This is a genomic window from Streptomyces sp. NPDC102462, assembly GCF_044765425.1.
In the GTDB taxonomy this organism is placed as follows: Bacteria; Actinomycetota; Actinomycetes; order Streptomycetales; family Streptomycetaceae; genus Streptomyces.
Genome location: NZ_JBIWKB010000036.1, coordinates 52,100 through 74,780, shown reverse-complemented (window position 1 = coordinate 74,780; position 22,681 = coordinate 52,100). Strand labels below are relative to the sequence as shown.

18 protein-coding genes and 1 pseudogene are annotated in these 22,681 nt (G+C 70.8%); 12 read left to right on the top strand and 7 right to left on the bottom strand.

All coding sequences use genetic code 11. The features are described from left to right. The first annotated feature begins 139 nt into the window (after positions 1 to 139). Positions 140 to 379: a heavy-metal-associated domain-containing protein gene (locus ACIRFL_RS27715; RefSeq protein ID WP_404033644.1), complete on the top strand. Its 240-nt coding sequence runs from the start codon at positions 140 to 142 to the stop codon at positions 377 to 379. A gap of 114 nt (positions 380 to 493) precedes the next feature. Beyond that, positions 494 to 2,785: a heavy metal translocating P-type ATPase gene (locus tag ACIRFL_RS27710; RefSeq protein WP_404033642.1), complete on the top strand. Its 2,292-nt coding sequence runs from the start codon at positions 494 to 496 to the stop codon at positions 2,783 to 2,785. 601 nt (positions 2,786 to 3,386) lie between these two features. Here the strand turns inward: ACIRFL_RS27710 and ACIRFL_RS27705 are convergent. The 4 genes from ACIRFL_RS27705 to ACIRFL_RS27690 form a co-directional block, all read right to left on the bottom strand. Then, positions 3,387 to 4,676: a citrate synthase gene (locus ACIRFL_RS27705; RefSeq protein WP_404033640.1), complete on the bottom strand. Its 1,290-nt coding sequence runs from the start codon at positions 4,674 to 4,676 to the stop codon at positions 3,387 to 3,389. Positions 4,677 to 4,873: 197 nt separating this feature from the next. Beyond that, the gene (locus ACIRFL_RS27700; protein ID WP_404033638.1) at positions 4,874 to 7,126 is read right to left on the bottom strand and encodes an ATP-dependent RecD-like DNA helicase; all 2,253 of its coding nucleotides are present in this window, start codon (positions 7,124 to 7,126) and stop codon (positions 4,874 to 4,876) included. A gap of 159 nt (positions 7,127 to 7,285) precedes the next feature. Next, positions 7,286 to 7,480, bottom strand: coding sequence for a DUF397 domain-containing protein (locus ACIRFL_RS27695; protein WP_404033636.1), 195 nt, complete (start codon positions 7,478 to 7,480; stop codon positions 7,286 to 7,288). A gap of 8 nt (positions 7,481 to 7,488) precedes the next feature. Continuing rightward, a complete protein-coding gene (locus ACIRFL_RS27690) occupies positions 7,489 to 8,367 on the bottom strand; it encodes a helix-turn-helix domain-containing protein (protein WP_404033634.1) in 879 nt (292 codons plus the stop codon). Positions 8,368 to 8,574: 207 nt separating this feature from the next. Here ACIRFL_RS27690 and ACIRFL_RS27685 point away from each other — a divergent pair, with 207 nt between their 5' ends. The 9 genes and pseudogenes from ACIRFL_RS27685 to rbsD all read left to right on the top strand — a co-directional run bounded on the left by ACIRFL_RS27685 (position 8,575) and on the right by rbsD (position 17,843). After that, positions 8,575 to 8,988 (top strand): ATP-binding protein, encoded by a 414-nt coding sequence (locus tag ACIRFL_RS27685; protein ID WP_404033632.1) that lies wholly within the window; start codon positions 8,575 to 8,577, stop codon positions 8,986 to 8,988. Between the two features lie 152 nt (positions 8,989 to 9,140). Beyond that, entirely contained in the window at positions 9,141 to 10,013 is an 873-nt protein-coding gene (locus ACIRFL_RS27680; RefSeq protein WP_404033630.1) for a hypothetical protein, read from the top strand. Between the two features lie 81 nt (positions 10,014 to 10,094). After that, positions 10,095 to 10,370, top strand: a pseudogene (locus ACIRFL_RS27675) (hypothetical protein); the annotation flags it as partial. Positions 10,371 to 10,448: 78 nt separating this feature from the next. Continuing rightward, positions 10,449 to 10,703 carry a hypothetical protein gene (locus ACIRFL_RS27670; RefSeq protein ID WP_404033628.1) on the top strand — a complete coding sequence of 85 codons (255 nt, stop codon included), beginning with the start codon at positions 10,449 to 10,451 and terminating at the stop codon, positions 10,701 to 10,703. 1,294 nt (positions 10,704 to 11,997) lie between these two features. After that, the gene (locus ACIRFL_RS27665; RefSeq protein ID WP_404033626.1) at positions 11,998 to 13,032 is read left to right on the top strand and encodes a LacI family DNA-binding transcriptional regulator; all 1,035 of its coding nucleotides are present in this window, start codon (positions 11,998 to 12,000) and stop codon (positions 13,030 to 13,032) included. Further along, entirely contained in the window at positions 13,029 to 14,567 is a 1,539-nt protein-coding gene (locus tag ACIRFL_RS27660; RefSeq protein ID WP_404033624.1) for a sugar ABC transporter ATP-binding protein, read from the top strand. The genes ACIRFL_RS27665 and ACIRFL_RS27660 overlap by 4 nt, the downstream gene beginning before the upstream one ends. Next, positions 14,557 to 16,509 carry a substrate-binding domain-containing protein gene (locus tag ACIRFL_RS27655; RefSeq protein ID WP_404033622.1) on the top strand — a complete coding sequence of 651 codons (1,953 nt, stop codon included), beginning with the start codon at positions 14,557 to 14,559 and terminating at the stop codon, positions 16,507 to 16,509. Before ACIRFL_RS27660 ends, ACIRFL_RS27655 begins: the two co-directional genes overlap by 11 nt. 48 nt (positions 16,510 to 16,557) lie before the next feature. Then, a complete protein-coding gene (locus tag ACIRFL_RS27650; protein WP_404033620.1) occupies positions 16,558 to 17,457 on the top strand; it encodes a ribokinase in 900 nt (299 codons plus the stop codon). After that, positions 17,454 to 17,843 (top strand): D-ribose pyranase, encoded by a 390-nt coding sequence (gene rbsD, locus ACIRFL_RS27645; protein ID WP_404033618.1) that lies wholly within the window; start codon positions 17,454 to 17,456, stop codon positions 17,841 to 17,843. The genes ACIRFL_RS27650 and rbsD overlap by 4 nt, the downstream gene beginning before the upstream one ends. Before the next feature lie 110 nt (positions 17,844 to 17,953). On the opposite strand, the gene ACIRFL_RS27640 is transcribed toward rbsD, so the two are convergent. From ACIRFL_RS27640 to ACIRFL_RS27630, 3 genes are read right to left on the bottom strand one after another with little or no spacing between them, the layout of a single operon-like run. Beyond that, positions 17,954 to 18,802, bottom strand: a complete 849-nt coding sequence (locus ACIRFL_RS27640; protein WP_404033616.1) for a sugar phosphate isomerase/epimerase family protein — start codon at positions 18,800 to 18,802, stop codon at positions 17,954 to 17,956. Then, on the bottom strand, positions 18,799 to 19,950 hold the full coding sequence (locus ACIRFL_RS27635) for a dihydrodipicolinate synthase family protein (protein ID WP_404033614.1): 1,152 nt from the start codon (positions 19,948 to 19,950) through the stop codon (positions 18,799 to 18,801). Before ACIRFL_RS27635 ends, ACIRFL_RS27640 begins: the two co-directional genes overlap by 4 nt. After that, complete coding sequence (locus ACIRFL_RS27630; RefSeq protein WP_404033612.1) at positions 19,947 to 21,098, bottom strand: Gfo/Idh/MocA family protein; 1,152 nt, start codon at positions 21,096 to 21,098, stop codon at positions 19,947 to 19,949. Before ACIRFL_RS27630 ends, ACIRFL_RS27635 begins: the two co-directional genes overlap by 4 nt. A 285-nt stretch (positions 21,099 to 21,383) precedes the next feature. Here ACIRFL_RS27630 and ACIRFL_RS27625 point away from each other — a divergent pair, with 285 nt between their 5' ends. Beyond that, positions 21,384 to 22,427 (top strand): LacI family DNA-binding transcriptional regulator, encoded by a 1,044-nt coding sequence (locus ACIRFL_RS27625; protein WP_404033610.1) that lies wholly within the window; start codon positions 21,384 to 21,386, stop codon positions 22,425 to 22,427. The last annotated feature ends 254 nt before the right edge of the window (positions 22,428 to 22,681 follow it).

Genomic DNA, 22,681 nt, shown 5'->3' with positions numbered 1-22,681 from the left:
CGGGGCAGTCGCGTGGTTCTCGCGGCCTGAAGGGTTGCGGTCGGGGGCGCGAATGTACCCCCTAGGGGTATACTCTGGGTGACGCAGGCCCCACTGTGGGACTCATCGGCCCCACCTGCCACGGACGAGGAGCAATGCCATGACCGCCCAGACCGACAACAGGGACTCCGTCACGACCGTCTACCAGGTGAGCGGAATGAGCTGTGGGCACTGCGAGGGTGCCGTCTCGGGGGAGATCTCGGAGATCCCCGGCGTCAGCTCGGTGAAGGCCGTCGCGTCGAGCGGTGAGGTCACCGTCGTCTCCGCCGCGCCGCTCGACGAGGAGGCCGTACGCGCCGCCGTCGACGAGGCCGGCTTCGAACTGGTCGGCACGGTCTGAGTCCGCACGGCCCGAGCACGCGAACGCAGAGCTGAGACACCCCTCCCCGTCCGGGCCGTACCGACCAGCCGACACTGGATCCGTACGGCCCGGTCCGTTGTCTGGAGTCCGGACATGACCAGTACCACCACGGGACCCACCGCGGCGACGACCACGACCCCCACAGCAAGCACGCCCCCCGCGACCGCCGAGCCCCCGGCCGTCCGCGAGGTCGACCTGCTCATCGGGGGCATGACCTGCGCCTCCTGCGCCGCCCGGATCGAGAAGAAGCTCAACCGCATGGACGGCGTCACCGCCACCGTGAACTTCGCGACGGAGAAGGCGAAGGTCAGCTGTGCCGACGGAGTCCGGGTCGCCGATCTGATCGCCACCGTGGAGAAGACGGGGTACACCGCCGAGGAACCCCCGCCGCCGCAGCCGCCCGAGACGGCCGCACCCCGGCAGGCCCCCGAGGACCCCGAGCTGACGGCGCTGCGCCAGCGGCTGCTCGGCTCCGCCCTGCTGGCCGTGCCCGTGGTCCTGCTCGCCATGGTCCCGGCGCTCCAGTTCGACAACTGGCAGTGGCTCTCACTGACCCTGGCCGCGCCGGTCGTCGTCTGGGGCGGACTGCCGTTCCACCGTGCCGCCTGGACGAACGCCCGGCACGGCGCAGCCACCATGGACACCCTGGTCTCGGTCGGCACGCTGGCGGCGTTCGGCTGGTCGCTGTGGGCGCTGTTCCTCGGCGACGCGGGCATGCCGGGCATGCACGACGAGTTCCGGTTCACCGTCGCCAGGATGGACCCCGCCTCCACCATCTACCTGGAGGTCGCAGCCGGCGTCGTCACCCTCATCCTGCTGGGCCGCTTCCTGGAGGCCCGCGCCAAGCGGCGGGCGGGTGCCGCCCTGCGGGCACTGATGGAGCTGGGCGCCAAGGACGTGGCCGTGCTGCGGGAGGGGCGCGAGGTGCGCGTGCCGGTGGCGCAGCTACGGGTCGGCGACCGCTTCGTCGTGCGCCCCGGCGAGAAGGTCGCCACCGACGGCACCGTGGTCGAGGGGGTCTCCGCTATCGACCAGTCCCTGCTGACCGGCGAGTCGGTGCCGCTGGACGTGGGCGTCGGCGACGCCGTCACCGGTGCCACGATCAACGCGGGCGGCCGGCTGGTCGTCGAGGCCACCCGGGTCGGCACGGACACCCGGCTGGCCCGGATGGCGAAGCTGGTGGAGGACGCCCAGAACGGCAAGGCCGAGGTGCAGCGGCTCGCCGACCGGATCTCCGCGGTGTTCGTCCCGGTGGTGATCCTGATCGCCGCCGCGACGTTCGGGGTGTGGCTCGGCGTCACGGGCGACACGGCCGCCGCCTTCACGGCGGCCGTCGCGGTGCTGATCATCGCCTGCCCGTGCGCACTGGGTCTGGCCACGCCCACCGCGCTGATGGTCGGCACCGGCCGGGGCGCGCAGCTCGGCATCCTCATCAAGGGCCCGGAGGTCCTGGAGTCCACGCGCCGCGTCGACACCGTCGTCCTGGACAAGACCGGCACGGTCACCACCGGCCGGATGACCCTCCAGGAGGTGTATGTCGCCGAGGGGACCGACGAGAAGGAGCTGCTGCGGCTCGCGGGCGCCCTGGAGCACGCCTCCGAGCATCCGGTGGCCCGGGCGGTCGCGGCCGGCGCCGAGGAGCGGGTCGGGACGCTGCCGCCGGCCGAGCACTTCGAGAACGTCCCGGGGCGGGGCGTACGCGGGCGTGTCGAGGGTCGCGAGGTGGCCGTGGGGCGGCTCTTCGACGAGCTGCCGCCGCCGCTGGCCCGTGCGGTGGCCGAGGCCGAGAGGAACGGCCGTACGGCGGTCGTGGCCGGCTGGGACGGAGCCGCGCGCGGGGTCCTCGCCGTCGCCGACGCGGTCAGGGAGACCAGCGCCGAGGCCGTACGGGAGCTGCGCGCACTGGGACTCAGGCCGGTGCTGCTGACCGGGGACAACCGGGTGGTGGCGCGGTCCGTCGCCGAGGCCGTGGGGATCGACGAGGTGATCGCCGAGGTGCTGCCCGAGGACAAGGTCGACGTCGTACGGCGGCTGCGGCGCGAGGGGCGGATCGTGGCCATGGTGGGTGACGGCGTCAACGACGCGGCGGCGCTCGCCACCGCCGATCTGGGTCTCGCGATGGGCACCGGCACGGACGCGGCGATCGAGGCGGGCGATCTGACGCTGGTGCGCGGGGACCTGCGGGTGGCCGCGGACGCCATCCGGCTGTCCCGGCGTACGCTGACCACGATCAAGGGCAATCTGGTGTGGGCCTTCGGCTACAACGTGGCCGCGCTGCCGCTGGCGGCGGCCGGACTGCTGAACCCCATGATCGCCGGGGCGGCGATGGCCTTCTCGTCGGTGTTCGTGGTGACGAACAGCCTGCGGCTGCGGCGGTTCCGGTGAGTCCTGCCGAAGTTACCCACAGTAGGTCGGGGTCGAAGTAAGAGTGCCCCTAGAGTCCGGCGCGAGCCTCACATAAGCTCTTCACAAGGCTCGCGCATCGTCCTTACGCTTGAGCCCCGATCGCCATATTGGGGCTCTTGCGTATTTTAGGGACATATGCAAGAGACGCAGATCACAGTGATGTGAACGTAACCATCGAAGGGGTTCGACGGTCTAAGTTGGCGATGTCAGTCGGCGTCTTGGGGGGCGTCGGCCGGCATCTGAGGATGTCTTGGGGGACTTCCTCAGAGATGCGTTGCCGGGGCACGTGCAGCGGGGAGCTTTGAGCGGCCACCCCGACCGTGCGGGTCCCGGCAGATCGCACCGCATCACTGGAGTGCGGCGGGTTTTGCTCGTTGTGCTCACGCAGCGATTCAGGCGCTGCTTTCGCAAGCGCCCGGCCGGATCCCGTGGGGGGAATCCGCACCGGGACACGGGAAGGCGCCCTGGTCGTCGGCCCGTGGGGGGACCGGCGTTCCAGGGCGCCTTCTGCTTTTCGTCACGCTCCGCGGACACAGGCGTGCCGCGGCCCCCAGGGCCGCGGCGCTCCTTGCAGCAGGTGTCAGCGCGCCTCGACCGGCACGAAGTCGCGCTCGACGACGCCCGTGTAGATCTGGCGCGGGCGGCCGATGCGGGACCCCGGCTCCTTGATCATTTCCTGCCACTGGGCGATCCAGCCCGGCAGCCGGCCGAGGGCGAACAGGACGGTGAACATCTCCGTCGGGAAGCCCATGGCCCGGTAGATCAGGCCGGTGTAGAAGTCCACGTTCGGGTAGAGCTTGCGCTCGACGAAGTAGCTGTCGGAGAGGGCGTGCTCCTCCAGCTTGAGGGCGATGTCGAGCAGCTCGTCGTCCTTGCCGAGGGCCGAGAGCACATCGTGCGCCGCGGCCTTGATGATCTTGGCGCGCGGGTCGAAGTTCTTGTAGACCCGGTGGCCGAAGCCCATCAGGCGGACGCCGTCCTCCTTGTTCTTCACCTTGCGGATGAAGGTGTCGACGTCGGCGCCGGAGTCGCGGATGCCCTCCAGCATCTCCAGGACGGACTGGTTGGCGCCGCCGTGCAGCGGGCCCCACAGCGCGTTGATGCCCGCGGAGATCGACGCGAACATATTGGCCTGGGACGAGCCGACCAGACGGACCGTGGAGGTCGAACAGTTCTGCTCGTGGTCCGCGTGCAGGATCAGCAGCTTGTCGAGGGCGGAGACGACCACCGGGTCCAGCTGGTACTCGTCCGCCGGCACCGAGAAGGTCATACGCAGGAAGTTCTCGACGTAGCCGAGGTCGTTGCGCGGGTAGACGAACGGGTGGCCGATCGACTTCTTGTAGGCGTACGCCGCGATCGTCGGGAGCTTGGCGAGCAGCCGGATGGTGGAGAGGTTGCGCTGCTTCTCGTCGAACGGGTTGTGGCTGTCCTGGTAGAACGTGGACAGCGCCGAGACGACCGAGGACAGCATCGCCATCGGGTGGGCGTCGCGCGGGAAGCCCGTGTAGAAGTTCTTGACGTCCTCGTGCAGCAGCGTGTGCTGGGTGACGTCGTTCTTGAACGTGGTCAGCTCGTCGACGGTCGGCAGCTCACCGTTGATCAGCAGGTACGCCACCTCCAGGAACGTGGAGCGCTCGGCCAGCTGCTCGATCGGGTAGCCGCGGTAGCGCAGGATGCCCGCCTCGCCGTCGAGGTAGGTGATGGCGGATTTATAGGCAGCCGTGTTGCCGTAACCGCTGTCCAGAGTCACCAGACCGGTCTGGGCGCGGAGCTTCCCGATGTCGAAGCCCTTGTCGCCGACGGTGCTGTCGATCACCGGGTAGGTGTACTCGCCGTCGCCGTACCGCAGTACTACAGAGTTGTCGCTCACGTCTTCCCTCACCGACGTAGTGCCTCATCTTCGAGGTGCCCTGACTGTCTCTACCATCCCCCATTTGGCTCAGGAGAGTGCACTCGGGGTCGACCATTGGGCTTATTGGCGGCACTCAGTGCCGCCAACCTGCTCATCCTGCCCCGTTGCCGGCCCGTCGGGAAGGGCTCTGTGACCTTCCCGACTCAACTGATCGATCATTTTCTGTGCTCCAGCCGGAAGTCGAGGGCCGTGCACCGCCGGCCGGCCGACACGGTGCGCACCGCCTGGCCGATCGCCTTGCGCGAACCGACGAGGACGACCAGCCGCTTGGCCCGGGTGACCGCCGTGTACAGCAGATTGCGCTGAAGCATCATCCAGGCGCCCGTGGTGACCGGGATCACCACCGCTGGGTACTCGCTGCCCTGCGAGCGGTGGATGGTCACCGCGTATGCATGCGCCAGCTCGTCCAGTTCGTCGAACTCGTACGGCACCTCCTCGTCCTCGTCCGTCAGCACCGTCAGCCGCTCATCGACCGGATCGAGCGAGGTCACCACGCCCACGGTGCCGTTGAAGACGCCGTTCTCGCCTTTCTCGTAATTGTTGCGAACCTGGGTCACCTTGTCGCCGACACGGAAGACCCGGCCGCCGAACCGCTTCTCGGGCAGATCGGGACGGCCCGGCGTGACGGCCTGCTGAAGCAGCCCGTTGAGGGTGCCGGCGCCGGCCGGGCCGCGGTGCATCGGCGCGAGCACCTGCACATCCCGGCGCGGGTCGAGGCCGAACCGGGCCGGGATGCGGCGCGCGGCCACGTCCACGGTGAGGCGTCCGGCCGCCTCCGTGTCGTCCTCGACGAACAGGAAGAAGTCCTTCATGCCGTCGGTGACCGGGTGCTGCCCGGAGTTGATGCGGTGCGCGTTGGTCACCACACCGGACTGCTGGGCCTGCCGGAAGACCCGGGTGAGACGGACGGCCGGGACCGGGCTGCCGTCGGCCAGCAGATCCCGCAGCACCTCGCCGGCCCCGACGCTGGGCAGCTGGTCCACGTCCCCGACGAAGAGCAGATGGGCGCCCGGGGGCACCGCCTTGACCAGCTTGTTGGCGAGCAGCAGGTCCAGCATGGACGCCTCGTCCACGACGACCAGGTCGGCCTGGAGCGGGCGGTCCTTGTCGTACGCCGCGTCACCGCCCGGCTTCAACTCCAGCAGCCGGTGCACGGTGGACGCCTCGGCGCCGGTCAGCTCGGCCAGCCGCTTGGCGGCGCGGCCGGTGGGAGCCGCCAGCACGACCCGGGCCCCTTTGGCGCGGGCCAGCTCCACGACGGAGCGGACCGTGAAGGACTTGCCGCAGCCGGGGCCGCCGGTGAGGACGGCGACCTTCTCGGTCAGCGCCAGCCGCACGGCCGCCTCCTGCTCCGGCGCGAGGTCGGCGCCGGTGCGCCCCTTGAGCCAGCCCAGGGCCTTGTCCCAGTCCACGTCCCGGAAGGACGGCATCCGGTCCTCGTCGGTGCGCAGCAGGCGCAGCAGCTGGGCGGCGAGGGAGAGTTCGGCCCGGTGGAAGGGGACGAGGTAGACCGCGGTGACGGGCTCGCCGCCGTCGGCTCCGGGCACCTTCTCCCGTACGACGCCCGGGTCCGACCCGTCCTGCGGCGGCTCGGCCAGCTCGGCGAGGCACTCGATGACCAGGCCGGTGTCGACCTGGAGCAGCTTCACCGCGTCCGCGATCAGCCGCTCCTCGGGCAGGAAGCAGTGGCCCTGGTCGGTGGACTGGGACAGCGCGTACTGGAGGCCCGCCTTGACGCGCTCCGGGCTGTCGTGCGGGATGCCCACGGACTGGGCGATCTTGTCGGCGGTCAGGAAGCCGATGCCCCACACGTCCGCCGCCAGCCGGTACGGCTGGTTCTTCACCACGGAGATCGACGCGTCGCCGTACTTCTTGTAGATGCGCACCGCGATGGAGGTGGAGACCTCGACGGTCTGCAGGAAGAGCATGACCTCCTTGATCGCCTTCTGCTCCTCCCAGGCGTCGGCGATCTTCTTGGTGCGCTTGGGGCCGAGACCGGGCACCTCGATCAGCCGCTTGGGCTCCTCCTCGATGATCCGCAGCGTGTCCAGTCCGAAGTGCTGTGTGATGCGGTCGGCGAACACCGGGCCGATGCCCTTGACCAGGCCCGAGCCGAGGTAGCGGCGGATGCCCTGGACGGTGGCCGGCAGGACGGTCGTGTAGTTCTCCACGGTGAACTGCTTGCCGTACTGCGGGTGGGAGCCCCAGCGGCCCTCCATCCGCAGCGACTCGCCCACCTGCGCGCCGAGCAGCGCACCGACCACGGTGAGCAGGTCGCCTGCGCCCCTGCCGGTGTCGACGCGCGCGACCGTGTAGCCGTTGTCCTCGTTGGCGTACGTGATCCGCTCCAGCACGCCTTCGAGTACGGCGAGCTTCCGCTCGGTGGGGTTCCCCGCCTGCTGCACCATGCCTCCGACCGTACCGCCGAGCTGTGACAGCGCCGCTCGCGGAGGTACGCGGAGGGGCGTGGTCGGGGGTGACGGGGCCTTCGGGGCTACTCCTCGAAGTCCCGGGGCAGTTCCTGCGCCGGGCGCACGATCCCGGCGAGTAGTTGTCAGCAGGGGTGTTCAGGGGCGGGGGTGCTCCTTGAGGGCTTGCAGGAAGGCCGTGAAGACGGGGGTGGGGAAGGTGAGGGGGCCGTGGGCGCGGGTCTTGGAGTCGCGGATGGCGATGTGGGTGGGCGAGTTCGCTATCTCGACGCAGTCGTTGCCGTCGCCCTCACCGGAGTAGGACGACTTCCGCCAGTTGCCAGGGGTGGTCATGGGATGCCTCACAGCTCCTTCGCCAGCTTGTGGATGAAGTCACGCGACCGGTCGAGACCGAGTGACACAGCCTCCACCTTACGGAAACGCGTTCGATAGGCGTTGAGCTGAGCTTCGGAATCGATGAAGACCGAGCCGTGGGGTGCGTCGCGCACCACAGTGTCCAGCCTGGGCAGCGGACCACCCACGTACGTCATGGTCGTGGAGGCTCTGGCGAAGCCGTCCAGGTCGAAAGGAACAACGCGCAGGGTGACGTTGTCCGCCTCGGAAGACTCAAGAAGCCGGGCGAGTTGCGCCCGTGCGACGGTACGGTCGGCGACCCTGATCCGTAGCGCTGCCTCGTGAATCACCGCCACGTACGGAATGGGGGTGGCCCCCTCGATGATCACACGGCGCTCAATCCGGTGCTGGATGCGCAATTCCAGCTCCTCTTCGGGGAGTTCGGGCACTCTGGCCGAGAACACAGCGCGCGCGTAGTCCTCCGTCTGCAGCAAGCCGGGCACGAACAGGATCCCTACGTCATGTCGGAGTGAGGCGTGGTGGTCAAGCTCGGCCAGGTCCAGGAAGGACGTGGGCAACCGACCCCGGTACTGCTCCCACCAGCCGTGTGTCCGGTCGGTGGCCATGGCGACCAGAGCATTGATGAATGCCTCATCCGTGCATGCGTAATGGGAGGCAAGTCGGCGGAGTCGCTTCTCACTCACACCTGCGAGCGCGGACTCGATGTGGGTGATCTGCGCCGGGCTCACTCCGAGCAACGCAGCCGCCTGGCGGGCGCTGAGACCGGCCGCTTCACGGAGTCTGCGCAGCTCTGCCGCCAAACGCTTCTGACGTGCTGTTGGTTCGCGCCTCAAAATTCTCGACCACTCCTTGTTGAACGCGCGCATGAGCGCGACCCGTTGGGCGTCAGATTACGCGAACCAGCTTGCCCAATCTCTAGATTTAGATCTACCGTCGGTGACGCGACGCACACGCTGCGGAAATGCCGGGGCACCGGAAGCGCACCGCTCCGTCCTGCCACGACGGTTGCGGCAATGCCACCGCCCGCCCAACTCGCAGCGCTCCGAACCCCACCACCGAACCGGAGTTGACGCATGCCCGAAAACGTGCCCGAACCCTGGGAGTACTGCCTGTACATCCCGAACGACCTGCGTGCCGTCACCGTCAGCCGCCGCACCCTCCGCCTGATCCTGACCGTCCACGGCCTGATCAGCCTGGTCGACGTCGCGGAGTTGCTGGCGACGGAACTGGTCTCCAACGCCGTACGGCACACGAAGGGGCCAGCCGCTCTGCGCGTGCGCTGGTCGGCGGGCGTGCTGCGACTGGGGGCATGGGACGCCGACCCCGAACCTCCTGAACCACCATGCCGCTTGGACCAGGCCACCGAGTCGGAGGACGGCCGCGGGCTCGCGTTGGTCCGGGCCTGCGCCGACCTCTGGGGCTGGCAACCACTGACCAGGCACGGCAACCGGGGCAAATACGTGTGGTGCGAACTCGCGGCGGCCTGAGGAGGGGCGGCGAGAACCCGATGCGGTGGGCAAAGCGCCGCGAGGGGGCGCGGCAGGGTCGGCCGCGACACAGCGAAGACGATCTACGGCGCGTCCGGCCGTGCCGACGCTGTGCCCGGCTCGTTGATCTCGTCGTACGGAAAGGAGAGCTGATGGTCGGCTCGTCACACGAGGCGCTGCACCGGATCTTCCAGAAGGATCCGGCCCTGCTGACCCGGGCGCTACAGCGGGTGCTGCACGTACCCTTCCCCGAGCCCCGGGAGATCGCCGCGCTGAATGTGGACCTCACGGAGATCGAACCGGTCGAGCGGCGCGTGGACACGTTGCTGCGGGCGGAGACGGACGAGGGGACCTTCCTCCTCGTGGTCGAGTCGCAGGGGAAGGCGGACGACCGGAAGCGGGGCAGCTGGCCCTACTACCTGTCGTACTTGTATGAGAAGTACCGCTGTGAGCCCGTGCTCATCGTCATCACCCAGAACAGCGCCACGGCCAAATGGGCGTCGAAGCCCATCCGGTTCGGCTTCCCCGGGTGGGAGTCGCTGACCGTACGGCCGCTGGTGCTGGGCCCGGACAACGTGCCGGTGATCGCGGACGAACGGCAGGCCGAGCGGGACGTACCCCTTGCGGTGTTGTCGGCGATGACACACGGGCGGGGACCGCAGGCCGCCGTCATACTGGAATCCCTGGCAGCCGCCCTGCGGACCGTCGACTCCGACAGTGCCGCGGTCTTCGTGCAGTTCGTCGACTCATGCCTGGCCGATCCCCAGGCGAAGCAGATGTGGAGGGACTTGATGACGGCAATCCAGTACTTCTGGCGACACCCGCTGGCCGAACAGGTACGTGAGGAAGGGCGCATCCAAGAACGCCGCGAGATGGTCCTGCGCATGCTCGAATGGCGCGGAATCCCGGTACCCCAAGCCGTCCGCGAGCGCGTGAGCGCCTGCACCGATCTGGACCAGCTTGAGGTATGGGCCCAGCGAGCCATGCACGCCACAAACGCCGCCGAACTCTTCACCGAGGACTGAGTACGTGAACCGCCGGGCCACTCGCGTCACGGGTGGCCTACATCGTCATCTACCCAGCAAACGTCGGGGGGCTTGCTGATGGCGATCCAATACTTCTGGCGACACCCGCTGGCCGAACAGGTACGTGAAGAAGGGCGTGAAGAAGGACGTGAGGAAGGGCGTGAAGAAGGGCGCGTAGAGGGGCACGTCCAAGGGTCCCGCAAGATGGTCCTCAATATCCTCGAATGGCGTGGGATCCCCGTGACCGACGTGGTTCGCGATCGGGTCAACGCCTGCACCGATCTGGACCAACTTGAGGTATGGGCCCAGCGAGCCACGCACGCCACAAACGCCGCCGAACTCTTCACCCAAGAATGAGTAAGTGAACCGCCGGGCCACTCGCGTCACGGGTGGCCCGCATCGTCATCCACCAAGCACACGTCGGGGGACTTGATCATGGCAATCCAGTATTTCTGGCGACACCCGCTCGCCGAACAGGTACGTGAGGAAGGGCGAGAAGAAGGCCGTAAAGAAGTGCGTGTCCAAGCGGCGCGTGAGGCGATCCTGTTCATTTTGAGGTCGCGCGGGATCCCGGTATCGCAAGCCGTTCGTGACCGGGTCAACGCCTGCGCGGACCTCGACCAGCTCGACACCTGGGGCCGACGAGCCGTCCACGCCACGGACGCCGGCGAACTGTTCGTTCAGGACTGAGCCGGGGGAATCTCGGGCCGCCCGCGTGGGCGGTGGCCCGGTGGGAAGCCCTCGGGCGGGATACGGCGTGGGCCGGGGTCGGGGGCGCGGTCGCGTCTCGCCTGCACGCCGGGTGAGTTCAGCGGCCCACCGCCGGTGGGACAGCGGGGCAGCGCATCAGGAGACAGCACACTCCGGCTGAGATCAGCGACTCACCGCCGGTGGAACAGCGGGCCACGCGTCAGGGGACAGCGCGCCGGGGAAAATTGGCGGCTCACCGCCCGTGGGCAGGTGGGCGGTTCGCGGCACAAAGGGCGCACGTCGGGTGGGTCGGTGACTTGCGGGCCTGGGGGTAGGGGTTGCTGCGGCAGTTGAGGGTGATTGGTGCGTATGACCCGGGGTGGGTTGTGAAGGCCCAGGTGGAAATGGCGGGGGTGGGACAACTGCACCCAACAGCTGCGGTCGTGGGCCTTCGGTCGAACAGGCCCTCCCCCCAACTGGCACGCCCCCGGCCCAGCAGGCCCTCCCGACCGGCCCGCCTTACACCCGACACACTCTCCGGCTGGCGCAGGCTCGGCCCCGGTTCTTGCTCGCCTGGGGCGAAGTGGGGTGAGGTGCGGGCGGGACGCGTAGGTGGCGGGCGTGTCTCTCCTAGCCCCTGACCGCCCCGCAGGCCCACCAACCGGCCCGCTCACGCCCGACGTGCCTCCCAACGCTCACCCGTCACGCCCGACGCGTCCTTCAGGCCACCCCTCGCGCCCAACGCATCCTCCGGCCCAACTAGCCCTCCCAACCGCCCCTCGCGCCCGGCGCACCCTGACAACCGCCGGCCTCGCGCTCGGCGCGCCCTGGCAACCGCCGCCCTCGGTCCCGGTGCGCCCTTCACGTCGCCTTCAGCTCACGGCCGGTGCGCCCGCCCTCCAACTGACGCAGCATCCCAACCGGCCCCCTCGCCCCCACCCCCAACCGCACAACCCTCACACCCGGCGCGCCTTCCCGACCGCCCGTCCTCCGCGCCCAACACGCCCTCCCGACCGGCCCGCTCCCAACCGCACACCGCTCGCGCCCGGTGCGGCCTTCGGTCGGCGTCGACTCGGGCCGGGCCTTTCTCAGCTGTGCTGGAGCAGGCGAGGGGCGGGGCGGCCGGGTAGGTGGTGGGCGTGGCTCCGGGGCCCTCCGCGCCGAGGGGGCCCGGGTCACGATTGGGTTTCGGAGGGGTTTGGGGGGTTGCGCGTGAGTCGTGTAATCGTTTCCAATCCTCCGTACGTGTCGATGTAATCGATTCCATGCATGTCCACAAGGAGGTGGAACGGCGATGGCGAGCATCAAGGACGTCGCCGCCGCGGCGGGGGTTTCCGTCGCCACGGTCTCGCGCGTCCTGAACGATCACCCGTCGGTCAGCGCGGACGCACGCACCCGTGTGCTGGCCGCCGTCGACCGCCTGGGCTACCGGCCCAACGCCGTCGCCCGTTCCCTGCGCACCGACCAGACCCGCACCCTCGGCCTGGTCATCAGCGACGTACTGAACCCGTACTTCACCGAACTGGCCCGTTCCGTCGAGGAGGAGGCCCGTGCGCTCGGCTACAGCGTCATCATCGGCAACGCCGACGAGCGGCCCGACCTCCAGGACCACCATGTGCGGACCCTGCGGGACCGGCGGATCGACGGGCTGCTCGTCTCGCCGACGGACGGCGGTTCGCCGCTGATGCTGGACGCCGTCCGCGCGGGCACGCCGATGGTGTTCGTCGATCGGTGGATCCCGGGAGTGGACGTGCCGGTCGTCAGGGCCGACGGGCGCGCGGCGATCCGGGATCTGGTCGCCCATCTGCAGGCGCTGGGGCACCGGCGGCTCGCGATCATCGCGGGCCCCGCGGCCACCACGACCGGCAGCGAGCGCGTCGAGGCCTTCCGGGCCGCCTTGGCGGAGTACGGAATCCCCCTCCCGGACGCCTACATAGGCCAGGGCGACTTCCAGGCCGAGAGCGGGCGGCGGGTCACCGAGGGCTTCCTCGACCTGCCCGAGCCGCCCGAGGTCGTCTTCGCCGCGGACAACCTGATGGCGCTGGGCGCGCTGGACGCCGTCCGCGCGCGCGGGCTGCGCGTTCCGGACGACCTCGCTCTGGCCGCGTTCGACGACATCCCGTGGTTCGTGCACACCGACCCGCCGATCACCGCGGTCGCCCAGCCCACGGGCGACCTCGGCCGGGCCGCGGTACGGGCCCTGGTCGACCGCATCGAGGGCCGGCCCCCCGAGTCCGTGACCCTTGCCGCCCGGCTCGTCGTGCGCCGCTCGTGCGGCGAGCCCGCTCCCCAGGAGCCGTCCCCCGCAACGAACAGGAGCCAGCCGTGAGCAACCCGGACGAGTTGCTGCGCATCGAGGGCATTCGCAAGACCTTCCCCGGCGTGGTCGCGCTCGACGGCGTCGACTTCGACCTGCGCCGCGGCGAGGTGCATGTGCTGCTCGGTGAGAACGGCGCGGGCAAGAGCACGCTGATCAAGATGCTCTCCGGCGCCTACCGCCCCGACGCCGGCCGGATCCTGGTCGGCGGCGAGGAGGTGCGTATCCACAGTGCGCAGGACTCCGAACGCCTCGGCATCGCCACCATCTACCAGGAGTTCAACCTGGTGCCCGACCTGACGGTCGCCGAGAACATCTTCCTGGGCCGCCAGCCGCGCCGCTTCGGGATGATCGACCGCAGGACGATGGAGGCGGACGCCGAAGTCCTCCTCGCGCGCGTGGGCGTCAACGTCTCGCCACGCGCGCGTGTACGCGAACTCGGCATCGCGCGCCTGCAGATGGTCGAGATCGCCAAGGCGCTCAGCCTGGACGCGCGCGTGCTGATCATGGACGAGCCGACCGCGGTGCTCACCTCGGAGGAGGTCGACATGCTCTTCGGTATCGTGCGCACGCTGCGCGAGGACGGCGTCGGCGTGGTCTTCATCACCCACCACCTGGAGGAGATCGCCGCGCTCGGCGACCGGGTGACCGTCATCCGGGACGGCAGGAGCGTCGGTCAGGTCCCGGCCGGCACGCCCGAGGACGAGCTGGTGCGGCTCATGGTGGGCCGCTCCATCGAGCAGCAGTACCCGCGCGAGCGCGCCGACGCCGGGGCCGCGTTGCTCACCGTCGACGGACTCACCCGCGACGGCGTCTTCCACGACGTGAGCTTCCGGGTGCACGCCGGCGAGGTCGTGGGCATCGCGGGGCTCGTCGGCGCCGGCCGCACCGAGGTCGTCCGGGCCGTGTTCGGCGCCGACCCCTACGACAAGGGGGACGTGCGGGTCGCCGGTGCGCCGCTGCGGCGGCACGACGTCAACGCGGCGATGGCGGCCGGGATCGGGCTCGTGCCCGAGGACCGCAAGGGCCAGGGCCTGGTGCTCGACGCGTCCGTCGAGGAGAACCTGGGCCTGGTGACCATGCGGTCCGCGACCCGTGCCGGGCTCGTCGACCGGAAGGCGCAGCACCGGGCGGCCGAGCGGATCGCCGGGCAGCTGGGCGTGCGGATGGCGGGCCTCGGGCAGCAGGTGCGCACGCTCTCCGGCGGCAACCAGCAGAAGGTCGTCATCGGCAAGTGGCTGCTCGCCGACACCAAGGTGCTCATCCTCGACGAGCCGACGCGCGGCATCGACGTCGGCGCCAAGGTCGAGATCTACCAGCTCATCAACGAACTGACCGCGCAGGGCGCCGCCGTCCTGATGATCTCCAGCGATCTGCCGGAGGTGCTGGGCATGAGCGACCGGGTGCTGGTGATGGCCCAGGGCCGGATCGCGGGCGAACTCGCGGCGGCCGAGGCCACCCAGGACGCCGTGATGGCGCTCGCCGTCAGCACTCCCACCGCCCCCACGACTCCCACGACCGAAACGGAGGCCGCTCGTGGCCACTGACACGCTCAACAGCAGGACGGGCGCGAGTGGCGCCCCGGGCGGCCTGCGCCGTCTCCTGCTCGACAACGGCGCGCTCACCGCGCTCATCGTCCTGGTCATCGCCCTGTCGGCGCTGTCCGGTGACTTCCTGACGACCGACAACCTGCTCAACATCGGCGTCCAGGCGGCCGTGACCGCGATCCTCGCCTTCGGTGTCACCTTCGTGATCGTCTCGGCGGGCATCGACCTGTCGGTCGGCTCGGTCGCCGCGCTGTCGGCCACGGTCCTCGCCTGGAGCGCCACCCAGCACGGGGTGCCGGTGGTGCTCGCCGTGCTCCTCGCGATCGCCACCGGCATCGCGTGCGGCCTGGTCAACGGCTTCCTGATCGCGTACGGCAAACTGCCGCCGTTCATCGCGACGCTCGCCATGCTGTCGGTGGGCCGCGGCCTGTCCCTGGTGATCTCGCAGGGCTCCCCCATCCCCTTCCCCGACTCCGTCTCGCACCTCGGCGACACGCTGGGCGGCTGGCTGCCGGTGCCCGTGCTGGTCATGGTCGTCATGGGGCTGATCGCGGCGCTCGTGCTCGGCCGTACGTACATCGGCCGCTCCATGTACGCGATCGGCGGCAACGAGGAGGCCGCGCGCCTTTCGGGTCTGCGCGTCAAGAAGCAGAAGCTCGCGATCTACGCCCTGTCGGGTGTGTTCGCCGCCGCTGCGGGCGTCGTGCTCGCCTCCCGGCTGTCCTCCGCGCAGCCGCAGGCCGCCGACGGCTACGAACTGGACGCGATCGCCGCGGTCGTCATCGGCGGCGCCTCGCTCGCGGGCGGCACCGGCAAGGCGTCCGGCACGCTGATCGGCGCGCTGATCCTGGCGGTGCTGCGCAACGGCCTCAACCTGCTGTCCGTGTCGGCCTTCTGGCAGCAGGTCGTGATCGGCGTGGTCATCGCGCTGGCCGTGCTGCTCGACACCGTGCGCCGCAAGGCGGGGGCGAGCCCGCAGGCCGCGGGCACGGGCGGCGGCAACAGGGGCCGGCAGGCGGCGACGTACACGCTCGCGGCCGTGGTCACCGTGGCGATCGTCGGCGCGACGTCCTTCCTGCACAACGGGTCCGCCGGCGGCGGCAACCCGAAGGTGGGCCTGTCGCTGTCCACCCTCAACAACCCGTTTTTCGTGCAGATCCGGGCGGGCGCCCAGGCCGAGGCGAAGCGGCTCGGGGTGGACCTGACGGTCACGGACGCCCAGAACGACGCCTCTCAGCAGGCCAACCAGCTGCAGAACTTCACCAGTTCACGGCTCGGCGCGATCATCGTCAATCCGGTGGACTCGGACGCGGCGAGCAACTCCGTGAAGGCGGCCGACCGGGCGAAGATACCCGTGATCGCCGTCGACCGCGGGGTCAACAACGCCCGCACCGACGCCCTGGTCGCCTCCGACAACGTCGCCGGCGGTGAACTCGCCGCCAAGACGATCGCCGAGAAGCTGGGCGGCAACGGGAAGATCGTGATCCTCCAGGGCCAGGCCGGCACCTCCGCCGCGCGTGAGCGCGCAGCCGGCTTCGCCGCGGGACTCAAGTCCTATCCGGGCATCCAGGTCGTGGCCCAGCAGCCCGCCGACTTCGACCGCACCAAGGGCCTCGACGTGATGTCGAACCTGCTCCAGGCCCACCCCGACGTGCAGGGCGTCATCGCCGCCAACGACGAGATGGCCCTCGGCGCGATCAAGGCCCTGGGCGCCAAGGCCGGCCGGTCCGTCTCGGTCGTCGGCTTCGACGGCACCCCGGACGGGCTGACGGCCGTGAAGAACGGCACGTTGTTCGCGTCCGTGGCCCAACAGCCCACCCAGTTGGGGAGGATCGCGGTGGACAACGCGCTCAAGGCGCTCGAGGGCAAGAAGATCGACGAGACCGTGAAGGTACCGGTGAAGGTCGTCACCGAGCAGAACGTGAACGGGTTCACCGGCTGACACCACGCCTTGACCGCGCCTCACCCCACCGCACAGGGAGCCAATCTGATGTACGACTACGACCTCCTGGTCGTGGGATCGGCCAACGCCGACCTGGTGATCTCCGTCGAGCGCCGCCCGGCGGCCGGAGAGACCGTGCTGGGCTCCGACCTGGCCGTTCACCCCGGCGGCAAGGGCGGCAACCAGGCAGTCGCCGCCGCCCGGCTCGGGGCCCGTACGGCGCTGCTCGCCCGGGTCGGCGACGACGCGTACGGACGGCTGCTGCTCGACTCCCAGCGGGCGGCAGGCGTGGACACGGTGGGCGTCCTGGTGGGCGGCGCGCCCACCGGGGTCGCGCTGATCACCGTGGACCCGTCCGGCGACAACAGCATCGTGGTCTCGCCGGGCGCCAACGGCCGGCTGACCCCGGCGGACGTACGGGCCGCCGGCAGTCTCTTCCACGCCTCCCGGGTGGTCTCGACACAGTTGGAGATCCCGTTGGAGACGGTCGTGGAGGTGGTGCGGAACCTGGCCCCACAGGGCCGCTTCGTGCTCAACCCGTCCCCGCCGCGTCCGCTGCCGCAGGAGGTGCTGGCCGCCTGCGACCCGCTGATCGTCAACGAGCACGAGGCACAGGTGATCCTGGGCGGCCAGGTGAGCGAGCGGCCCGAGGACTGGGCGCGGATCCTGCTGGCGAAGGGCCCCCGGTCGGTGGTGGTGACCCTGGGCGCCGAGGGCGCGCTGGTCGCCGACGCAGACGGGGTCGTCCGGGTACCCGCGGTGCCGGTGGCCGCCCTGGACACCACGGGCGCCGGGGACGCGTTCACGGCGGCGCTGGCCTGGCGGCTCGGGGCGGGCGCCACACTGGCCGAGGCCGCCGGGTACGCGGCCCGGGTCGGCGCGGTGGCCGTCACCCGGCGGGGTGCCCAGGAGTCGTTCCCGACCGCGCAGGAGGTCGACGCGCTGTGAAGAAGGCGGGCATTCTCAACCGGCACCTGGCCGGTGCGATAGCCGAGTTGGGACACGGTGACGGGGTGCTGGTGTGCGACGCCGGGCTGCCGACACCCCGCGGTCCACGGGTCGTGGACCTGGCCTTCCGGGCCGGTGTGCCGTCGTTCGCCGAGGTGCTGGACGGGCTGTTCGACGAGCTGGTGGTGGAGGGGGCGACGGCGGCCGACGAGGTGCGTGCCGCCAACCCGGCCGCCTTCGCCCTGCTCCACGGGCGCTTTCCCGAGCTGACCCTGGTCCCGCACGCACGGCTCAAACAGCTCTCCGAGACCACCCACCTGATCGTCCGCACCGGCGAGGCCACCCCCTACGCAAACGTACTGCTGCGCTGCGGAGTGTTCTTCTGACCGGGCAACAGCGCCCCAAAGGGGCGCGAGGAACTGCGCGACCAGCCACGACGCCGCAGCCGCCCGACGGCACAGCGCGGCACTGTCAAAGGCCCCGCACCTCTCCACCGTCAGCGCACCACATGCTCCAAGAACAACCTCGCCGTCTCAGTCAGCACCGCGCCCCCGTCGCGGGCCCACAGCTCCTCGTTGAAGAGTTCGACCTCGATGGGCCCGGTGTACCCGGCCGCCGTCACGTACCCCAGCCACTCCCGCATGTCGATCGCGCCGTCCCCGATCTGTCCGCGTCCGTTGAGCACGCCCTCGGGCAACGGAGTGGTCCAGTCGGCGAGTTGGAAGGTGTGGATGCGCCCGCCCGCGCCGGCCCGGGCGATCTGCTCGGGCGCCGTGTCGTCCCACCAGATGTGGTAGGTGTCCACGGTGACGCCGACCTGGTCGGCCGGGAAGCGTTCGGCGAGGTCCAGGGCCTGGGCGAGGGTGGAGACCACGCAGCGGTCGGCGGCGTACATCGGGTGCAGCGCCTCGATGGCCAGCCGTACGCCGTGGGCCTTGGCGTACGGGCCCAGTTCGGCCAGCGCGTCCGCGATCCGCTCGCGGGCGCCGCGCAGGTCACGGGAGCCGGCCGGCAGGCCGCCGCAGACCAGCACGAGCGTGTCCGTGCCCAGGGCGGCGGCCTCGTCGACGGCCCGGCGGTTGTCGGCGAGGGCCGCCGCCCGCGCGTCCGCGTCGATCGCCGTGAGGAAGCCGCCGCGGCACAGAGTGGACACGGACAGCCCGGCGTCGCGCATCAGCTTGGCGGTGGCCTCGACGCCGTACGCCTGGACCGGCTCGCGCCACAGGCCGACGTGGGTGACGCCCGACGCGCCGCACGCCTCGGCCAGTTCGGGCAGCGACAGCTGTTTGACGGTCATCTGGTTGATGGAGAAACGCGCCAGGTCCGCGCCGTTCGTGCCGCTCATCGCTGCACCCCGTACAGCGCGAGCAGGTCCTTCATCCGCTCCTCGGCCAGCTTGGGATCGGGGAACAGGCCCAGGCCGTCGGCGAGTTCGTAGGCGCGGGCCAGGTGCGGCAGGGAACGGGCCGACTGCAGGCCGCCGACCATCGTGAAGTGACTCTGGTGGCCGGCCAGCCAGGCCAGCAGGACCACGCCCGTCTTGTAGAAGCGGGTCGGCGGCTGGAAGAGGTGACGGGACAGTTCGACGGTCGGGTCGAGGAGGGCGCGGAAGCCCGCCGTGTCCCCCGTGTCCAGGGCCCGGACCGCCTGCGCCGCGAGCGGGCCCAGCGGGTCGAAGATGCCGAGCAGCGCGTGGCTGAAGCCCCGTTCGTCGCCCGCGATCAGCTCCGGGTAGTGGAAGTCGTCGCCGGTGTAGCAGCGCACGCCCTGCGGGAGCCTGCGGCGCAGCTCGACCTCGCGCCGCGCGTCCAGCAGGGAGACCTTGATGCCGTCGACCTTGTCGGGGTGGGCGGCGATGACCTCCAGGAAGGTGTCGGTGGCCGCGTCCAGGTCGGCCGAGCCCCAGTAGCCGTCCAGGGCGGGGTCGAACATGGGGCCCAGCCAGTGCAGGATCACCGGCTCGGCGGCCTGGCGCAGCAGATGGCCGTAGACGTCCAGGTAGTCCTCGGGTCCGGTGGCGGTCCGGGCCAGCGCCCGTGAGGCCATCAGGATGGCCTGCGCGCCCGACTCCTCCACGACGGCGAGCTGTTCCTCGTAGGCGGCGCGGATCTCGGCGAGTGAGCCGCCGGTGAGCTGGTCGGTGCCGACGCCGCAGGCGATCCGGCCGTCGACGGCCTTCGCCTCGGCCGCGGACCGCCGGATGAGTTCGGCGGCGCCCGCCCAGTCCAGGCCCATGCCGCGCTGGGCGGTGTCCATCGCCTCGGCGACGCCGAGACCGTGCGACCACAGGTGGCGGCGGAAGGCGAGGGTGGCGTCCCAGTCGACGGCGGCCGGCGAGTCGGGGGACACGTCGGCGTACGGGTCGGCGACGACGTGCGCCGCCGAGAAGACCGTACGGGAGGTGAAGGGGGTGCCGGGGGTCGGCGCCGGCGGCTCGGTGCGCGGCTCGTAGGTGCGCAACGCCCCGTGCGCGTCCGGGAGTCGGATGGTCACAGCGAGATCTCCGGTACGTCGATGCGGCGGCCCTCCGCGGAGGACTTCAGGCCCAGTTCGGCGAGTTGGACGCCGCGGGCGCCGGCCAGCAGGTCCCAGTGGTAGGGGGCGTCGGCGTAGACGTGCTTGAGGAACAGCTCCCACTGGGCCTTGAAGCCGTTGTCGAACTCCCCGTTGTCGGGGACCTCCTGCCACTGGCCGCGGAAGTCCTCGGTGGCGGGGATGTCCGGGTTCCAGACCGGCTTGGGGGTCGCGGAGCGGTGCTGCGCGCGGCACTTGCGCAGGCCGGCGACGGCCGAGCCCTCGGTGCCGTCGACCTGGAACTCGACGAGTTCGTCGCGGTTGACGCGCACCGCCCAGGAGGAGTTGATCTGGGCGACGGCGCCGCCCTCCAGTTCGAAGATGCCGTACGCGGCGTCGTCCGCGGTGGCGTCGTAGGGCTTGCCGCGCTCGTCCCAGCGCTGCGGGACATGGGTGGCGGCGAGGGCCTGTACGGAGGTGACCCGGCCGAACAGCTCGTGCAGGACGTACTCCCAGTGCGGGAACATGTCGACGACGATGCCGCCGCCGTCCTCGGCGCGGTAGTTCCAGGAGGGGCGCTGGGCGGGCTGCCAGTCGCCCTCGAAGACCCAGTAGCCGAACTCGCCGCGCACGGAGAGGACACGGCCGAAGAAGCCGCCGTCGATCAGCCGCTTCAGCTTGAGCAGGCCGGGGAGGAAGATCTTGTCCTGGACGACGCCGTGCTTGACGCCCTTCTGCTGGGCGAGGCGGGCGAGTTCCAGGGCGCCGTCGAGGCCGGTGGCGGTGGGCTTCTCGGTGTAGATGTGCTTGCCGGCCGCGACCGCCTTCTTGATCGCCTCCTCGCGGGCCGAGGTCACCTGGGCGTCGAAGTAGATGTCGACGCCCGGGTCGGCGAGGACGGCCTCCAGGTCGGTGGCGACATCGGCGAGGCCGTGCCGCTCGGCGATCGCCCTGAGGGCGGGTTCGCGGCGGCCGACGAGGATCGGCTCGGGCCACAGCACGGTGCCGTCGCCGAGGTCCAGTCCGCCCTGCTCGCGCAGGGCGAGGATCGACCGGACGAGGTGCTGGCGGTAGCCCATGCGCCCGGTCACGCCGTTCATGGCGATACGCACCGTCTTGCGTGTCACGTCAGTCCCTTCATGGGCGTGCGAGGCCCGTCTGTGCAGCAAGCGCTTTCTATCCTGAGAAGCTAGCCTCTGAGCAGGGGTCCGTACAAGGGCGTGTCCACGTTCGGTGGCGGGAGGGGGCGAACGGGCGGGTCTGTTGGCCGTATGGTCTGCTCGGGGGGCCGACGCGCTGGGCGGGGCCGGACCGGGAGTGACCCCACGGGGGAAGCCCACCCGCACGGGGGCGGCGGCACCGGGCGCACCGCACCCCCTTGACGACGACATGCGCGACCGGAGGACGACGACATGACGGTGACCCTGGCGGACGTGGCGGCCCGCGCCCAGGTCTCGCCCGCGACGGTGTCGCGCGTACTGAACGGCAACTACCCGGTGGCCGCCGCCACCCGGGAGCGGGTGCTGCGCGCCGTGGACGAGCTGGACTACGTGCTCAACGGGCCGGCGAGCGCGCTGGCCGCGGCCACCTCCGACCTGGTCGGCATCCTCGTCAACGACATCGCCGACCCCTTCTTCGGCATCATGGCGAGCGCCATCCAGAACGAGATCGGCGGGCCGGGCGGGCGCGCCGGCGGCGAACGGCTGGCCGTCGTCTGCAACACCGGCGGGTCGCCGGAGCGCGAACTGACCTACCTGACGCTGTTGCAGCGGCAGCGCGCCGCGGCCGTGGTGCTCACCGGCGGCGCCGTCGAGGACGCCACACACGGGGCCGCGGTCGCGGCGAAGCTGCGCAAGCTGAGCGCCGCGGGTACGCGGGTGGTGCTGTGCGGGCGCCCGCCGGCGCCGGACGCCGAGGCCGTCGCCCTGACCTTCGACAACCGCGGCGGTGGCCGGGAACTGACCGAACATCTCCTCGGGCTCGGCCACCGCCGCCTCGGCTACATCGCGGGGCCGCAGGAGCGTACGACCACCCGGCACCGGCTGGAGGGCCACCGCGCGGCGCTGTCCGCGGCCGGTGTCGACGCGGACCCGGGCTGGACGGTGCACGGCCGTTACGACCGGCGCGCCGGCTACGAGGCGACGCTGGAACTGCTGCGCCGGGAGCCCTCGTTGACGGCCGTGGTGGCCGCGAACGACTCCGTCGCGCTCGGCGCGTGCGCGGCGCTGCGCGAGTCCGGGCTGCGCATTCCGGAGGACGTGTCGGTGGCCGGCTTCGACGACCTGCCGTTCAGCATCGACGCGGTGCCCGCGCTGACGACGGTCCGGTTGCCGCTCGCCGAGGCCGGCGCGCGGGCGGGGCGCATCGCGATGGGGCGTGAGGAGCGGCCGCCGGGGGGGATCGCGACGATCCGGGGTGAGCTGATGGTTCGGGGGTCTACGGCCGCTCCGCGCTGAGCGCTCCGCGGGGTGCGGTGACGGCTCCGCCGGGTGCGGTGATGGCTCCGCCCGGTGCGGTGATGGCTCCGCCCGGTGCGGTGATCGTTCCGTGGGGTGCGGTGACGGTGCCGCGCCGCTTGGGGGCGACAACCGTCGTTGGTCGACTGCGGCGCCGTGGGGGCTTGGCGCGCAGTTCCCTGCGCGCCCCTCCGGGGGTGCAACCGTCGTCAGTCGTGTGCGGCATCATCGTGGCTAGTCGCGCCGTTCCCCGC

Coding starts and splice junctions, on each gene's coding strand:
- ACIRFL_RS27715 (WP_404033644.1), top strand. CDS start 140: ATGACCGCCCAGACCGACAACAGGGACTCCGTCACGACCGTCTACCAG.
- ACIRFL_RS27710 (WP_404033642.1), top strand. CDS start 494: ATGACCAGTACCACCACGGGACCCACCGCGGCGACGACCACGACCCCC.
- ACIRFL_RS27700 (WP_404033638.1), bottom strand. CDS start 7,126: ATGGTGCAGCAGGCGGGGAACCCCACCGAGCGGAAGCTCGCCGTACTC.
- ACIRFL_RS27695 (WP_404033636.1), bottom strand. CDS start 7,480: ATGACCACCCCTGGCAACTGGCGGAAGTCGTCCTACTCCGGTGAGGGC.
- ACIRFL_RS27690 (WP_404033634.1), bottom strand. CDS start 8,367: ATGCGCGCGTTCAACAAGGAGTGGTCGAGAATTTTGAGGCGCGAACCA.
- ACIRFL_RS27685 (WP_404033632.1), top strand. CDS start 8,575: ATGCCCGAAAACGTGCCCGAACCCTGGGAGTACTGCCTGTACATCCCG.
- ACIRFL_RS27680 (WP_404033630.1), top strand. CDS start 9,141: ATGGTCGGCTCGTCACACGAGGCGCTGCACCGGATCTTCCAGAAGGAT.
- ACIRFL_RS27670 (WP_404033628.1), top strand. CDS start 10,449: ATGGCAATCCAGTATTTCTGGCGACACCCGCTCGCCGAACAGGTACGT.
- ACIRFL_RS27665 (WP_404033626.1), top strand. CDS start 11,998: ATGGCGAGCATCAAGGACGTCGCCGCCGCGGCGGGGGTTTCCGTCGCC.
- ACIRFL_RS27650 (WP_404033620.1), top strand. CDS start 16,558: ATGTACGACTACGACCTCCTGGTCGTGGGATCGGCCAACGCCGACCTG.
- ACIRFL_RS27640 (WP_404033616.1), bottom strand. CDS start 18,802: ATGAGCGGCACGAACGGCGCGGACCTGGCGCGTTTCTCCATCAACCAG.
- ACIRFL_RS27625 (WP_404033610.1), top strand. CDS start 21,384: ATGACGGTGACCCTGGCGGACGTGGCGGCCCGCGCCCAGGTCTCGCCC.